The organism is Streptomyces sp. NPDC043680 (assembly GCF_056436685.1).
In genome coordinates, this window is sequence record NZ_JBWKCE010000001.1 from 223,489 (window position 1) to 237,980 (window position 14,492).

At 70.9% G+C, this 14,492-nt stretch carries 12 protein-coding genes and 1 tRNA gene; 1 reads left to right on the forward strand and 12 read right to left on the reverse strand.

Annotation, left to right across the window (positions count from 1 at the left end; translation table 11 throughout):
• Positions 1-118 precede the first annotated feature (118 nt).
• The 8 genes from AC0666_RS00975 to AC0666_RS01010 form a co-directional block, all read right to left on the reverse strand.
• Entirely contained in the window at positions 119-1,222 is a 1,104-nt protein-coding gene (locus AC0666_RS00975) for an LCP family protein (protein WP_468963308.1), read from the reverse strand.
• 378 nt (positions 1,223-1,600) lie between these two features.
• Entirely contained in the window at positions 1,601-3,688 is a 2,088-nt protein-coding gene (gene rho / locus AC0666_RS00980; protein ID WP_478706870.1) for a transcription termination factor Rho, read from the reverse strand.
• Between the two features lie 446 nt (positions 3,689-4,134).
• A complete protein-coding gene (gene thrB, locus AC0666_RS00985; protein WP_478706871.1) occupies positions 4,135-5,061 on the reverse strand; it encodes a homoserine kinase in 927 nt (308 codons plus the stop codon).
• A gap of 308 nt (positions 5,062-5,369) precedes the next feature.
• A complete protein-coding gene (gene thrC, locus AC0666_RS00990) occupies positions 5,370-6,440 on the reverse strand; it encodes a threonine synthase (RefSeq protein ID WP_356849432.1) in 1,071 nt (356 codons plus the stop codon).
• A 6-nt stretch (positions 6,441-6,446) separates the two neighbouring features.
• Positions 6,447-7,736, reverse strand: coding sequence for a homoserine dehydrogenase (locus AC0666_RS00995; RefSeq protein WP_468581572.1), 1,290 nt, complete (start codon positions 7,734-7,736; stop codon positions 6,447-6,449).
• A gap of 162 nt (positions 7,737-7,898) precedes the next feature.
• Positions 7,899-9,290 carry a diaminopimelate decarboxylase gene (gene lysA / locus AC0666_RS01000; protein ID WP_478706872.1) on the reverse strand — a complete coding sequence of 464 codons (1,392 nt, stop codon included), beginning with the start codon at positions 9,288-9,290 and terminating at the stop codon, positions 7,899-7,901.
• Between the two features lie 19 nt (positions 9,291-9,309).
• Positions 9,310-10,254 carry an ArgS-related anticodon-binding protein NrtL gene (nrtL, locus tag AC0666_RS01005; RefSeq protein ID WP_468963304.1) on the reverse strand — a complete coding sequence of 315 codons (945 nt, stop codon included), beginning with the start codon at positions 10,252-10,254 and terminating at the stop codon, positions 9,310-9,312.
• Positions 10,255-10,401: 147 nt separating this feature from the next.
• On the reverse strand, positions 10,402-10,878 hold the full coding sequence (locus AC0666_RS01010) for a response regulator (protein ID WP_468963303.1): 477 nt from the start codon (positions 10,876-10,878) through the stop codon (positions 10,402-10,404).
• A 101-nt stretch (positions 10,879-10,979) separates the two neighbouring features.
• Here AC0666_RS01010 and AC0666_RS01015 point away from each other — a divergent pair.
• Positions 10,980-11,051, forward strand: a tRNA-Arg gene (locus AC0666_RS01015).
• Between the two features lie 218 nt (positions 11,052-11,269).
• On the opposite strand, the gene AC0666_RS01020 is transcribed toward AC0666_RS01015, so the two are convergent.
• The 4 genes from AC0666_RS01020 to AC0666_RS01035 are packed head-to-tail and all read right to left on the reverse strand — an operon-like array spanning position 11,270 to position 14,479.
• Positions 11,270-12,643, reverse strand: a complete 1,374-nt coding sequence (locus AC0666_RS01020; protein WP_478706873.1) for a tyrosine-type recombinase/integrase — start codon at positions 12,641-12,643, stop codon at positions 11,270-11,272.
• Positions 12,640-12,813: a helix-turn-helix transcriptional regulator gene (locus tag AC0666_RS01025; protein ID WP_478706986.1), complete on the reverse strand. Its 174-nt coding sequence runs from the start codon at positions 12,811-12,813 to the stop codon at positions 12,640-12,642. The genes AC0666_RS01020 and AC0666_RS01025 overlap by 4 nt, the downstream gene beginning before the upstream one ends.
• Positions 12,814-12,824: 11 nt before the next feature.
• A complete protein-coding gene (locus AC0666_RS01030) occupies positions 12,825-14,246 on the reverse strand; it encodes a replication initiator (RefSeq protein ID WP_478706987.1) in 1,422 nt (473 codons plus the stop codon).
• Positions 14,247-14,293: 47 nt separating this feature from the next.
• Positions 14,294-14,479 (reverse strand): hypothetical protein, encoded by a 186-nt coding sequence (locus AC0666_RS01035; RefSeq protein ID WP_478706874.1) that lies wholly within the window; start codon positions 14,477-14,479, stop codon positions 14,294-14,296.
• Positions 14,480-14,492 lie beyond the last annotated feature (13 nt).

Sequence of the window (14,492 nt, forward strand, 5' to 3'; positions counted from 1 at the left end):
ATCCCCTCAACCAGGGGCGCCCGGGATCTATTCCGCGGGACGCGGAGCCGGGCGGGAGCCCGGCGGCGGCCGGGTGCGGGCCCGGGGAGATGGCCCCCGGCCGAGGGGCCGACGGGCCCTAGCGGACGATCTCGCCGGCCTTGCCCTTGTCGCCCATGGAGTTCGCCGTGGCCTCGGCCGGGATCGTCTGCTCGCCCAGCAGCGCGGTCCACACCATCTGGGACTCCTTGGTGAGCGGGACCACCCGGTCGGGGTCCCGGGGGTCGGCGGTCACCGGCAGGGTGATCATCTGCATGTTCTGGGCGTCGATGCCCTGGAGGCTCTGGGCGAAGCCCGCGAGCGCCTTGACGCTGCCGAGCTGGGTGTCGGTGGTGAGCGACTTGGTGGAGGTGTCGGCGAGGTCGAGGAGCCGCTTGGGGTTGTCGAAGACGCCGATGCCCTTGACCTGCTTGATCAGGGCCTTGATGAAGGCCTGCTGGAGCTGTATTCGGCCGAGGTCGCTGCCGTCGCCGACGCTCTTGCGGGTGCGTACGAGACCGAGGGCCTGCTCGCCGTTGAGCTTGTTGGTGCCGGACGGCAGGTCGAGGTGGCTGGACCCGTCCTTGATCGGCTTGGTGGTCGTCACCTCGACGCCGCCGAGGTTGTCGATGATCTTCTTGAAGCCCGTGAAGTCGACCTCGATGTAGTGGTCCATGCGGATCCCCGACATCTTCTCGACGGTCTTGACGGCGCAGGCCGCCCCGCCGATGGTGAACGACTCGTTGAACATCTGCCGCGGCCCGCCGCGGTCGGTCTTGTTCGAACCGGTGACCGTGCAGGCGGGGCGGGTGACGAGGGTGTCTCGCGGGATCGATATGACACTGGCCTTCTTGTGGCCCTCGTACAGGTGGACGATCATCGCGGTGTCGGAGCGGGCGGAGCCGCCGTCGTCCTGTCCGTACTCGCCGTTGGCGCCGCTGCGGGAGTCGGAGCCGAGGACGAGGATGTCCATCGAGCCGTTGTCCACGTCTTGGGGGCGGTCGGTGCCGAGGGCCTGGTCGATGTCGACCGTCTTCAGGTTCCCGTTCAGCGAGAAGTAGACGTAGCCGAGGCCCGCTCCGCCGAGGAGGACGACGCCCGCGGCGCTCCACGCGGCGACCACGAGGGCTCTGCGGCGCTTCGCCGGTTTCCGTCGGCGCCGGCCCGCGGCACGTCGGCCCTGGCCGCTGCTGTCCTCGCTCATGCTCTCCTCAGTCCTGCGTGCCGTCTCCGGGCGGTTCCGGCCCGGTGGCCTCCCGCTGTCGCTGACACAGACGGCGGAACGCCCCCTCAGGGTTCCACGGCGCAGGGAGGCTGCCGACGGGCGGCCACGATCGGGCCGGCCGGGACGGGCCTTCCGCCGCGCCCCCTCCCACCTGCGGTTTCCCTGGGGGCCGGGGTGGCGGCGGACGCGGTCGCGCGGCGGCGGGGTGTGCTGAAGCTCGCACCCGTCCGCAACCGCAGGCGCGCCCGCCGCGCATCCGTACGCGCATCCCCGCCGGGCCGGGGACCGGACGCGAACGCGGGACCGCCCCCGTCGCGGATGCGGCGGGGGCGGTCCCGGTGGTGCGCTGCGAAGACGTCAGTCGTCGTTCTTGCCCGACGGAGTCGTCTTGGCGATCTGCATCAGGAACTCGGCGTTCGACTTCGTCTGCTTCATCTTGTCGAGCAGCAGCTCGATCGCCTGCTGCGAGTCGAGCGCGTGCAGCACCCGGCGCAGCTTCCAGACGATGGCGAGCTCCTCGCTGTTGAGGAGGATCTCCTCCTTGCGGGTGCCCGACGGGTCGACGTCGACGGCCGGGAAGATGCGCTTGTCGGCGAGCTTCCGGTCGAGCTTGAGCTCCATGTTGCCGGTGCCCTTGAACTCCTCGAAGATCACCTCGTCCATGCGCGAGCCGGTGTCGACCAGCGCGGTGGCCAGGATGGTCAGCGAGCCGCCGTCCTCGATGTTGCGCGCGGCACCGAAGAAGCGCTTCGGCGGGTACAGCGCGGTCGAGTCGACACCACCGGACAGGATGCGGCCGGAGGCGGGCGCCGCGAGGTTGTACGCGCGGCCCAGGCGGGTGATGGAGTCCAGCAGGACGACCACGTCGTGACCCAGCTCGACGAGACGCTTGGCGCGCTCGATGGCCAGCTCGGCGACGGTGGTGTGGTCCTCGGCCGGGCGGTCGAAGGTCGAGGAGATGACCTCGCCCTTGACCGACCGCTGCATGTCGGTGACCTCCTCCGGACGCTCGTCCACCAGGACGACCATCAGGTGGCACTCGGGGTTGTTGGTGGTGATCGCGTTGGCGATCGCCTGCATGATCATGGTCTTGCCGGTCTTCGGCGGGGCCACGATCAGGCCTCGCTGACCCTTTCCGATCGGCGACACGAGGTCGATGATGCGGGTCGTCAGCACACCCGGGTCGGTCTCCAGGCGGAGCCGGTCCTGCGGGTACAGCGGCGTCAGCTTCTGGAACTCCGGTCGGCCGCGGCCGGATTCGGGCGCCATGCCGTTGACGGAGTCCAGCCGCACGAGGGCGTTGAACTTCTCGCGGCGCTCGCCGTCCTTGGGCTGGCGCACGGCACCGGTGGTGTGGTCGCCCTTGCGCAGGCCGGCCTTGCGGACCTGGGCGAGGGAGACGTACACGTCGTTGGGGCCGGGCAGGTAGCCCGAGGTCCGGATGAACGCGTAGTTGTCGAGGATGTCGAGGATGCCCGCGACGGGGATCAGGACGTCGTCGTCGGCGACCTGCGGCTCGCCCGGCGCGAACTCGTCGCGGCCGCGGCGGCCCCGGCGGTCGCGGTAGCGGCCGCGACGGCCGCGGCGGCCGCCCTCGTCGTCGAAGTCGTCCTGCGGACCGCTGTCCTGGCGGCCCTGCTGACCCTGCTGGCCCTGGCCACGGCCGCCCTGCTGGCGGTCCTGGCGGCCCCCGCCCTGACCGCCGCCCTGGCCCTGGCCCGGGGCGGCCTGGCCCTGGTCGTCGGCCTTGGCGCCGCGGTCGCGGCGGTCGCGGCGGTCGCCGCGCTCGGCACGGTCACCGCGCTCGGCACGGTCACCGCGGTCGCGGCGGTCCCGGCGGCCGCGGCCCTCGCCGTCCTGCGCGGGCGCGGAGACGGCGGTGGCCGCCTCTGCCTTGAGGTCGGTCTGCGCGGTGGCGGCCGGGGCCGCGGCGGTCTCGGTCTTCTGCTCGACCTGGACGGCCGTGGCGACCGGAGCCGCGGTCTCCGGGCTGCCGGAGGGGGCCGTGGCCCGACGGCGGCGGCGCTCGCCGACCGGGGCGTCGTCGCTGGCCGGCTGGCCCGGGATCTCGATCTGCGCCTGCGTGGCAGGCTTCTCGGCAGGCGCCTGGGCGGCGGTCTCGCCGGTACGGGCCTTGCTGGTGGCGCGGCGCTTCGGCTTGGCCTCGGCGGCGTCGGCGGTCGGGGCGGCCGTGGCCTTGGGGGCGCTGCCGCCACCCGCCTGGGCCTCCTTGATGACCTCGATCAGCTGGCTCTTGCGCATCCGCGCGGTGCCCCTGATGCCGAGGCCGGACGCGACCTGCTGCAGTTCGGCCAGGACCATGCCCTCAAGGCCGGTGCCGGAGCGGCGACGCCGTCCGGCAGTGGCAGCCGGGGCGCCCGCGGCGGGGGCACTGGTGTCGACATTGGTGTCGGCAGCGCCCATCAGATCGGTGGTGTCGCTCACGAAGGGTCCTTCCCTGGAGCGGACGTCGGCCTGTCTGGCTCGGCGACCGGTTGTGCTGTCCGACAACGGTCCTACGTGTGGACCGTGCCGGGGCGGTGGTCCGCCGGTAGAGATACGGCGGAGAGAAACGTGCATGGTGGTTCCGGCGAGAGGCCCCCGAGCTGGAAGCGTGGGAAGTTCACGCCGATTCCGGAGCGTGCTCGAAACTGCTGGCAGCGATCAAAGCAGTCGGGGAGGCTCCCGGAAGAAAGGTGGTCCCGGATGGGGACACTGAGCACCGAGCCATGGCGGCTTCGGCTGCGCACTTGAGACTAACACTACCGGATCCAATAGATATTCCCCCTCTCAATCACCCGCAATCGCGCCTTCCGCGGGGGCGGCCTGCCCTGGCCGCCCCCGGGCGGTGGACGTGTTTCGGCCACCGCCCGCACTGCGCAGTCCGCGGCCTAACCGGCCGGGGTGCCCAGCGGAAGTACGCTCGCGCCCGCGGCGTCGAGGGCGAGCCGGTTGGCCGCCCATCCCTCACCGGCGAGCTGCGCGACCTTGTCGGCCGCGTCGTTGTCGGCCAGCGCGAGGACCGTGGGGCCCGCGCCGGAGATGACCGCGGGGATGCCGTCCCCCCGCAGTCGGCCCACGAGTGCCACGCTCTCGGGCATCGCGGGGGACCGGTACTCCTGGTGGAGCCGGTCTTCGGTGGCGGGCAGCAGCAACTCGGGACGCCTGGTCATGGCTTCCACGAGCAGGGCCGCACGGCCCGCGTTGGCGGCCGCGTCCACGTGCGGGACGCTGCGCGGCAGCAGGCCGCGCGCGGTCTCGGTCAGAACGGGCCTGGAGGGCACGAATACCACCGGAACGATGGAATCGGCGGGCTCCATCCGGATCGCCTTGGCGCTGCCGCCGTCCATCCACGCCAGGGTGAAGCCGCCGAGCAGACAGGCGGCGACGTTGTCGGGGTGGCCCTCGATCTCGGTGGCCAGTTCCAGTACGGCCGCGTCGTCGAGCTTGGCCTCGCCGCCTATGGTCACCGCGCGGGCGGCGACGATGCCGGCGCAGATGGCGGCGGAGGAGGACCCGAGGCCGCGGCCGTGCGGGATGCGGTTGGCGCAGACGACCTCAAGGCCGCGCGGCTGGCCGCCCAGCAGGTCGAAGGTGGTGCGCATGGAGCGTACGAGCAGGTGGCTCTCGTCCCGCGGGAGGGTGTCGGCACCCTCACCGGCGATGTCGACGTGCAGGCCGGAGTCGGCCACCCGGACGACGACGTCGTCGTAGAGCCCCAGGGCCAGGCCGAGGGCGTCGAAACCCGGGCCGAGGTTGGCACTGCTGGCGGGGACGCGCACCCGTACGGCGGCGGCGCGGAACGCTGGACCGGCCATCGTCCGATGACACTCCTTGTGACTGTGCGAGACGAGGTGTTCGCTGGCTCGCTGCGAATGTACTGGAGAACGTACGACACCCGAAGGCCCTCTGGGCAGCACCACGGTCATATGCGCGGTGGCGGATGTAAGTACAGCCTATCGAAGGAAGGTTCTCTCGCGACATAGGGCGCACAGGAGGCGCACGATGCGTGTCGCTGCCCTCGCTCCGGGGCCGCCGGGTTTTGATGCCGTACGAGCCGGGTTGCCGGGTTCCGGAAGACTCCGGAACCCGGCAACTCAAGGTGGGGCGGTGCGGGCTCGCCCGGTCAGACCAGGCCGAGCCGGACGGCCGCGGCCTCGGCGTCCACCGGAACGGTGACCGGCTGCGGAGCGCCGGCGACCGCCCAGTCGGGGTCCTTGAGGCCGTTGCCGGTGACGGTGCATACGATCTTCTGGCCCGGGTCGACCAGTCCCAGCTCGGCGGCCTTGAGCAGGCCCGCCACGGAGGCGGCCGACGCGGGCTCGACGAAGACGCCCTCCTGCGCGGCCAACAGCCGGTAGGCGGCCAGGATCTGGCGGTCCGTCACCTCGTCGATGAAGCCGCCCGACTCGTCACGCGCGGCGAGCGCGTAGTCCCAGGAGGCCGGGTTGCCGATGCGGATCGCGGTGGCGATGGTGTGCGGCTCCTTGACGACCTCGCCGCGGACGATGGGCGCGGACCCGGACGCCTGGAAACCCCACACGCGCGGCGTACGGGAGGACAGGCCGTCGGCCTTGTACTCCTTGAAGCCCTTCCAGTACGCGGTGATGTTGCCGGCGTTGCCGACGGGCAGCACGTGGATGTCCGGGGCGTCGCCGAGGGCGTCGACGATCTCGAACGCGGCCGTCTTCTGGCCCTCGATGCGGACCGGGTTGACCGAATTGACCAGCGCCACCGGGTAGTTGTCGGACAGCGCGCGGGCGAGGTCCAGGCAGTCGTCGAAGTTGCCGTCCACCTGGAGGATCTTGGCGCCGTGCACCAGCGCCTGGCCCATCTTGCCGAGCGCGATCTTGCCGCGGGGCACGAGGACCGCGGAGACCATCCCGGCGCGCACCGCGTACGCGGCGGCGGAGGCCGAGGTGTTGCCCGTGGAGGCGCAGATGACGGCCTTGGCGCCGTCCTCCTTGGCCTTGGTGATCGCCATCGTCATACCGCGGTCCTTGAAGGACCCGGTCGGGTTCGCGCCCTCCACCTTGAGGTGCACCTCGCAGCCGGTGCGCTCGGAGAGCACCTGTGCGGGGACGAGGGGAGTGCCGCCTTCGCGGAGCGTGACCACGGGCGTCGCGTCCGTCACCGGCAGGCGGTCCCGGTACTCCTCGATGATGCCGCGCCACTGGTGGGTGCGATTGCTGCTCATGGGTCCTTACTCCCCTTCAACGCGCATGATGCTGGCGACACCGCGGACGGTGTCCAGCTTCCGCAGCGCCTCGACGGTCCCGGAGAGGGCGGCGTCGGGTGCGCGGTGGGTGACGACGACGAGGGACGCCTCGCCGTCCTTGCCCTGCTGGCGGACGGTGTCGATGGAGACACCGTGCTCCGCGAACGTCGTCGCCACCTGGGCGAGGACGCCCGGCTTGTCGGCCACATCGAGGCTGATGTGGTACCGGGTGACGACGTCGCCCATGGGGCTGACCGGCAGCTGGGTGTACGCCGACTCGCCCGGCCCCGTTGCCTCGGCGAGCTTGTTGCGGCAGACGGCGACGAGGTCGCCCAGGACCGCCGAGGCGGTCGGCGAACCGCCCGCGCCGGGCCCGTAGAACATGAGCCGCCCGGCGGCCTCCGCCTCGACGAAGACGGCGTTGTACGCCTCGCGGACGGAGGCGAGCGGGTGGCTGAGCGGGATCATCGCGGGGTGGACGCGCGCGGTGACGGACTCGCCGTCGGCGGCCCGCTCGCAGATCGCGAGCAGCTTGATGGTGCACCCCATCCGCTTGGCGGAGGCGAAGTCGGCGGCGCTGACCTCGGTCATCCCCTCGCGGTGGACGTCGTCCAGCCGGACCCGGGTGTGGAAGGCGATGCCGGCCAGGATCGCGGCCTTGGCGGCGGCGTCGTAGCCCTCGACGTCGGCGGTCGGGTCGGCCTCGGCGTACCCGAGGGCGGTGGCCTCGTCGAGCGCTTCCTGGTAGCCGGCGCCCGTCGAGTCCATCTTGTCGAGGATGAAGTTGGTCGTGCCGTTGACGATGCCCATCACCCGGTTGATCTTGTCGCCGGCGAGGGACTCGCGCATCGGGCGGACCAGCGGAATGGCGCCGGCCACGGCGGCCTCGTAGTAGAGGTCCAGCCCGTGCTGCTCGGCCGCCGCGTGCAGGGCCGCGCCGTCCTGGGCGAGCAGCGCCTTGTTGGCCGAGACGACGGAGATGCCGTGCTCGAAGGCGGTGGTGATCAGGGTGCGGGCGGGCTCGATGCCGCCGATGACCTCGATGGCCACGTCGATGTCGCCGCGTTTGAGGAGCGCGGTCGCATCGGTGGTGACGAGCGCCGGGTCGATGCCCTCGCGCACCTTGGACGGGCGGCGCACGGCCACTCCGGCCAGCTCGACCGGCGCCCCGATCCTGGCCGTCAGATCGTCGGCGTGCGTCGTCATGATGCGCGCCACCTCTGAGCCGACCACTCCACAGCCCAGCAGCGCCACCTTCAGCGGACGCGTACGCATCATTCGACCTACGCCTTTCGATCTTCCAGCTTCACCCGGTACGCGGTATTGCATTCCAGGTCTGAACCAGTCTCACGCAATGGACAGCAGTTTCCACCTTCGGTCCATTGGGTGAGACACCCATTTTGGGGGTCCGGGGGGCTTCCCCCGGAAACATGGGCATCATCCGAGGTCGAGACGCAGGAGATCTTCCTCCGTCTCCCGCCGGACGATCACACGGGCCTGCCCGTCGCGCACCGCGACGACGGGCGGGCGCAGCGCATGGTTGTAGTTGCTGGCCATGGAGCGGCAGTACGCCCCGGTGGCCGGCACGGCGAGGAGGTCGCCCGGGGCCAGGTCGGCCGGCAGGAAGGCGTCCTTGACGACGATGTCGCCGCTCTCGCAGTGCTTGCCGACGACGCGGACGAGCATCGGCTCGGCGTCGGAGACACGGGAGACGAGGGTCACGGCGTACTCGGCGTCGTAGAGGGCGGTGCGGATGTTGTCCGACATGCCGCCGTCGACCGACACGTACGTACGCAGCCCCTCCAGCGGCTTGATCGTCCCCACCTCGTAGAGGGTGAAGGCGGTGGGCCCGACGATGGCCCGCCCGGGCTCGACGGAGATGCGGGGCGCCCGCAGACCGGCGGACTCGCACTCGCGGGCGACGATCTCGTGCAGGGCCTTGGCGATCTCGTGCGGCTCGCGCGGGTCGTCGGCGGGGGTGTACGCGATGCCGAGGCCGCCGCCGAGGTCGATCTCGGGCAGCTCGACGCCGTGCTCGTCGCGTACGGCGGCCAGCAGCCGCACGACCCGCTTCGCGGACACCTCGAAGCCGGCCATGTCGAAGATCTGCGAACCGATGTGGGAGTGGACGCCGAGCAGCTCCAGGCTGTCGTGCCCCAGCGCCCGGCGCACGGCCTCGGCGGCGGAGCCGTCGGCGACGGCGATGCCGAACTTCTGGTCCTCGTGGGCGGTGGCGATGAACTCGTGGGTGTGCGCCTCGACGCCGACCGTGACGCGGATCTGCACGGGCTGGCGGACCCCCAGCTCGCGGGCGATGTGCGCGACGCGGGCGATCTCCTGGAAGGAGTCGAGCACGATGCGCCCGACCCCGGCCTCGACGGCGCGGGTGATCTCGGAAACGGACTTGTTGTTCCCGTGGAAGGCGATCCGCGCGGCCGGCATCCCGGCGGCGAGCGCGGTGGTGAGCTCTCCCCCCGAACACACGTCGAGATTGAGCCCCTCCTCCCGGAGCCACTTCACGACGGCCTTGGAGAGGAACGCCTTCCCGGCGTAGAACACGTCGGCGTCGGGTCCGAACGCGTGCGCCCAGGCCCGGCAGCGCTCCCGGAAGTCCTCTTCGTCGAGGAAGTACGCGGGCGTCCCGAACTCCTCGGCGAGCCGGGTGACCTCGACCCCGCCGACGGTGACGACCCCGTCGCCGTTGCGGCTGACGGTCCGGGCCCAGACCTTCTCGTCGAGCGCGTTCAGGTCGGCGGGCGGCGGGGCGTAGTGGCCCTCGGGCAGGACGTCGGCGTGGCGGGGCCCGGCGGGGTGCGCGGAACGGCTCATCGGTATCTCTCTTCGCAAATCACAGGCAGTCGGGTGCATCCATGCCGAGCAGGGCCAGGCCACCGGCCAGCACCGTCCCGGCGGCTTCGGCAAGAGCCAGCCGGGCGCGGTGGGCGGCCGAGGGTTTCTCGTCGCCGAGGGGCAGGACGCGGTACTGGAAGTCGAGCAGCGCATCGGCGGTCACGACGAGGTGCCGCACGAGCTTCTCCGGCGCGCGGTGGTGCGCGGCGGCTTCGAGCACGAGGGGGTGGTCGGCGAGGGCGCGCACCAGCTCGGGGGCGTCGTCGCCGGCGACATCGCCGGGCTCGCCCGCGAACCCCAGCCGGGCGGCGTTGCGCACCAGCGCACGGCTGCGGGCGTGGGCGTAGCGGACGCGGAAGAACTCGCTGTCCTCGCCCTGGACGAGCAGCTGCGGGAAGAACACGGGGGTCTCCCGGGCGGGCACGGACAGCATGGCCCAGGCGGCGGCGTCCGCGCCGTAGCGGGCGACGACGTCCGCGTCGCGCCGGGCCACGGGGGCGACCCGCAGTTCCGTTTCGGCGGGGCGGAGTCCCTGGCTCCGCGCGATCCGGTCCACGGCCTCGCCCACCACCCGCGCCCGCAGCTCGCCGTCGGGGGCGTACCCGTACCGCAGCCCCCGCGCCCGCACCTCGCGTACGAGCTCGGCGGCGGAGCGCTGCGCGAGCACGAAGTTCAGGAAGCCGGCGCCGGTGATCTCGACCCGCTCGATACCGGGCTCACCGCCGAGCCGCCGGGCCAGCACGCGGGCCACGTCGCGGGGTTGCCGCCCGGCACTCCTCGCCACCTGGAAGGCCACGGGGGTGGCGTACTCCCCCACTCCCCCGGGCCTGGTCCGCTCGACGACCACCCGCTCGGGCACACCCGCCGCGGCGGGCAGCTCCCCGTCCTCCACGGCGCAGCGCACGGCGCGTACGACGGTACGGGAGAGGTCCACGGGGGTCACAGGCCCAGCCTAGGGGAGAAGCCCTGGCAACCCGCGAACGGTTTCGCCATGTGAACAGGAGGACGGGGGCGGTGGTGCTCCCGGCGGGGGCAGGGGGCCGGTGGTGGCGCCGGCGGGGCGGGGACAGCCGGGGGCTTTTCCGGCCTCTTACCCCCGGCCGCTGCCCGCGGGGGCGCCCTTCCGCTCCCTCCGGTCCTTCCGCTCGACCAGCCGTCGTACGACCCGCACCAGCTCGGCCGGCTCGAACGGCTTGGCGAGGAAGGCATCCACCCCGGCGGCGATCCCCGACTCCACCTCGTGCTGCGTACAGGCGCTCACGATGGCGACGGGCAGATGCCGCGTCCGCGGATCGGCCCGCAGCTGTGCGGCCGCCCCGAACCCGTCCAGCCGGGGCATGACCACATCAAGGGTGACCACGTCGGGACGCACGCGGTGGACGACGTCCAGGCACTCGGCACCATCGTTCGCGGTCACCACCTCGAAGCCCTCCAGTTCGAGGTTGACCTTGATCAGCTGCCGGATGACCTTGTTGTCGTCGACAACAAGCACCCGGCCCGAGGCGCCTGGCACAACTCGAGAGTAGGTCCGCCTAAGCCCCCGCGTCCGGGTTTTTGCCACTTCCACCCCGTCCGGGCGACCCACCCCCCACCCACCCGCAAAAGGGGTTCCTGATCACCCCGCGGAAGCTGGTAGTGTTCAACCCGTCGCCGCACCGCGAACGACACGCCCCCGTAGCTCAGGGGATAGAGCAACGGCCTCCGGAGCCGTGTGCGCAGGTTCGAATCCTGCCGGGGGCACTTCGCAGGAAGTGCCCAAAGACCCCGCCATCAGCGAGAACGCTGAGACGGGGTCTTCGCGTATGCGCAGCCAACTGCCGCCCTGTGCACCCGTATGTCAGACCCTGTGGACTATTCGTGGACAGGATCTTGGCCCATCACCCCAGGTCAGCCTCGGAAACGCCGAAGGCCCCCGGACAGGTCCAGGGGCCTCGCAGGCTATCGCCACTCACTCGCGATCACTCGTACTCGCGCAGCAGATCTTCGATACGACGGTTGGCCACCTCCTGACGACCGTCGAGGCACTTCGCGTACCGACTCAGCAGCACCTCCACACTGTTGCCGGCGCGCTCGGCGACCTCAGTCGGGTCGACCCCGGCATTGAGCCACGTCGAGAGTGCCGAGTGCCGAAGGTCATAGGGCCGCTGGGCGAGCGGCGAGGCAGCCGCGGTCGGCGGCAGGGCCAGGACGCGCGCCTCCTGCCAGGCCCGGTAGTACGTCGACGAGGACACCACTCCCCCGCCCTCACTGAAGAACAGCCGCCCGTCGTCGGCGGTCCCGAAGGTGTCCACGTGCTCGCGGAGGATCGTCACGAGCTGCGGGGGAATCGGCACCCGCCGCACGTCTTCCATGGGTCGGTTCTTCAGCCCGCGGTCATCATGGCTCGCCCCTGAATCAGTCCACCGCTTCCCGACACTCGGCCGGGTCCGATGAAGCAAGGCAGTTCCCCACCCGGAATCGGGCAGCGTCAGATCTCCCGCAGCGAGCCCCACAACCTCCGCCGGCCGGAAGCCCCCGAAGTACATCCCGGCGAAGAGTCCCACCAGCCGCCGACCGCGAGCGCGGCGGTAACCACCGACGTACGAGACCGCGTGCAGCAGCGACCGCGCCTGCTCCGGGTTGGCCACCACCCGGGGATCCACCTCGTTCGAGACCTTTGGCTTCTGCCAGCGCACTGAGGTGAGCGGGTGCTCTCGGAATTTCCCGAGGTCGACGGCATAGTGCAGGGCATTCACGAGTGTGCGGCGCTTCCTGCGTACGGTTTCAGCCGCTGCAGCGGTCCCATCCAATTTGATCTTCAGGGAGTCGAGGACGGCCCGGCCGAGAGCCGGATCAGCAAAGTCAGAAAGAGGCCGGGAGGCCTTGGCAACCCAGTGCAGGACGTTCCCGATCTGCGAGGGAAGATCCGTGCTGTCAGGGCCGGGCAGGACGAATGCCCAGCTGCGAAGCGCCTTCCGTAACTCGGCATCGGAGGGTCGGCCAGGCCTATCGTCCAAGAGCGCCATGGTGACTGAGGTCAAGGATTCGTTGATCCCGTCGCGCGTGTTGGGCGCCGCATGCGGCCATTTCATGGCGAGGTACTTCAGGGCGAAGTCGTACCAGCTCAGCGTCGCCTTCTGCTCGGTCATCGAGCCCGGAAGGCCCGAGGCGGTGTCGAACTCCTCACCGTCACGTGTCGCCCGCATGAGCTTGGAGCGGTAGTTGTCAGCGAGGCCCTTCGTCCGGAAGGACTCGGAAAAGACCTGTCCAGCCACCGACCAGCGAACGTCGTAGGAAGGTCTTTTCGTGTCCCTCTTTCGGACACTCCAGATCTTGACGTCGAGCGACTTCACGCGGCAGCACCTTCCTGGCTCCGCAGCCAGGCGAGAAAGTCACTCCGCCACACGCGCAGTTCGCCGTTCGGCAGCTTGAAGGCTTGAGGTGCGAGGCCCAGCTCACGCCACCGGTAGAAGGTGCGTCGAGAGATCCCTTTCAGTTCGGAAAGGATCTCCGGAACGGTCATCAGCTCGTCTTTCACGTCGCAGCTCCTTCCAAGTCGTGCAGGGCTTCGCGGGCGGTCTGGCGGTTGAGCTGGATGTCTCGGGCGATGGTGGCGGCGAGTACCGACTCCCCCGGGCTGTGTCCGTGGCCGGCGTACTGCCAAGAGGCGAGGACGAGGACGGTGTCCGGTTCGAGGTCATCGAGACCCCGTGCTTCACGTTCCTGGGAAGCGCGGTAGTCAGCGCGGGTCTGGCGGAGGGCCCCGAGGGTGGTGGAGTACTGGCGGGACTTGGTGGAGAAGTGGCCCCGGAAGCCGAGCATGTGGGCCCAGCGGGTGAGTGGGCGATCCGGGTAGAGGGGCTGTAGGGCGGCGCAGGCACCCATCAGACGGCGGGCGTGCTCCGAGACGGACATCTGGGCGAGGTCTTCACCCAGCCCCGTGCCGTGACAGCGGGCACAACGGCTCAGCGCGGAACCAGAGCGGCTGTACCGGCTGGAGCGGCCCGATCCCCCGCACATGCGGCAGTGCACGGCCGTGTCGGAGGCTCCGGTGGTCTCGGCAGCCTTGGTGGCGTACTTGGCAACGTAGGAGGCGACGGCCTGCTCGGTGATATCGGATCCATCCCCGAAGGCCTTGATGGACCGTACGTCGAGCTGCGTGCCCCAGCGGAATGTGCGGGCAGGCTGGTCGGCTGCGGCCGGGACCGATGCCGAGGTGTAGGAGTGGGCGACAGCCGCCCGGATCGCGCGTTCGAGGAGTTCGGTGCTGGCCCAGAACGGCGGTGAGGTGGAAGGGCCGGCAGGTCCGTCGATGCGGATCACTGCGTGGAAGTGGATGGCGCCGCGCTTCTGGAACTCGGCGACCTTGCCGTAGGAGATTCGGGCTTCCTCCTTCAGTTCGCGTTGGGTCAGCCCGGCGTACGCGGCGACCTCGCGGCGCAGGCGGGTCGTGAAGCGCTGCCACAGCTGTCCGGCGTGGTTGTTGAAGAGGACGGCAGCGGCGTAGTCGTACGTGCTCGGGTCGAGAGGGGTTCCTAGTTCGGCGTCCTGCTCCTGGTGGTGCTTGCCGCAGCGGCAGGGGCGGCCGGCGGGGCGGTTGTGGACTGGTCCGAAAGACGGGGCGGTGAGGGTGGCGAAGACGCGCGGGTGCACGCGGACGGTGGCGGGAATGTCCCGGCGGTCGTCGCCCGCCAGCCCGGCCCGGATGAGGTGGTAGGTGTCGCCCGAGTACGTCCAGGCGCAGGCAGGGCAGCGGGAGGCGCGGCGGTTGCCGCAGGCGATCCGGAGGCGGGCGCCGGGTTCGTTCTCGGTGGAGTAGCGGTGGAGGATCTCGCCGGTGGTCTTGTCCTTGGCGACGGTCCAGCCGGTGATGTGGATCGGGTCGGAGCAGCCGCCGGTACGGCGGATCTGGTCTTCCCAGCGTGCGTAACCAGGAGCCCCAGCCACCGTCAGCATGTCGCCGAGGAGCCCGGGGTCCAGGTCCGTGAGGGCCGCGGGGTGGGTCACGCCGTCACCGTCCGGTGGGGTCGGCGGGTGGAGCGGTGGCCGGTGCCGTGGCAGGCCGAGCAGTGGGCGGTGATGGTGCGCAGGGCCCCTGTGCGGTCGCGGCCGCCGAGGGTGATGGCAACGGCGGGGAAGCCGTCGCAGTTGGGGCAGACCTGGGGCGGTATGGGAGTGGGCTGGGCCATGATGGTGGTCCTT

Excerpts from the sequence above, each read along its gene's own strand:
- AC0666_RS00975 (WP_468963308.1), bottom strand. The coding sequence starts at position 1,222 with ATGAGCGAGGACAGCAGCGGCCAGGGCCGACGTGCCGCGGGCCGGCGC.
- thrB (WP_478706871.1), bottom strand. The coding sequence starts at position 5,061 with ATGGCCGGTCCAGCGTTCCGCGCCGCCGCCGTACGGGTGCGCGTCCCC.
- thrC (WP_356849432.1), bottom strand. The coding sequence starts at position 6,440 with ATGAGCAGCAATCGCACCCACCAGTGGCGCGGCATCATCGAGGAGTAC.
- AC0666_RS00995 (WP_468581572.1), bottom strand. The coding sequence starts at position 7,736 with ATGCGTACGCGTCCGCTGAAGGTGGCGCTGCTGGGCTGTGGAGTGGTC.
- lysA (WP_478706872.1), bottom strand. The coding sequence starts at position 9,290 with ATGAGCCGTTCCGCGCACCCCGCCGGGCCCCGCCACGCCGACGTCCTG.
- AC0666_RS01025 (WP_478706986.1), bottom strand. The coding sequence starts at position 12,813 with ATGACCGTTCCGGAGATCCTTTCCGAACTGAAAGGGATCTCTCGACGC.
- AC0666_RS01030 (WP_478706987.1), bottom strand. The coding sequence starts at position 14,246 with ATGCTGACGGTGGCTGGGGCTCCTGGTTACGCACGCTGGGAAGACCAG.
- AC0666_RS01035 (WP_478706874.1), bottom strand. The coding sequence starts at position 14,479 with ATGGCCCAGCCCACTCCCATACCGCCCCAGGTCTGCCCCAACTGCGAC.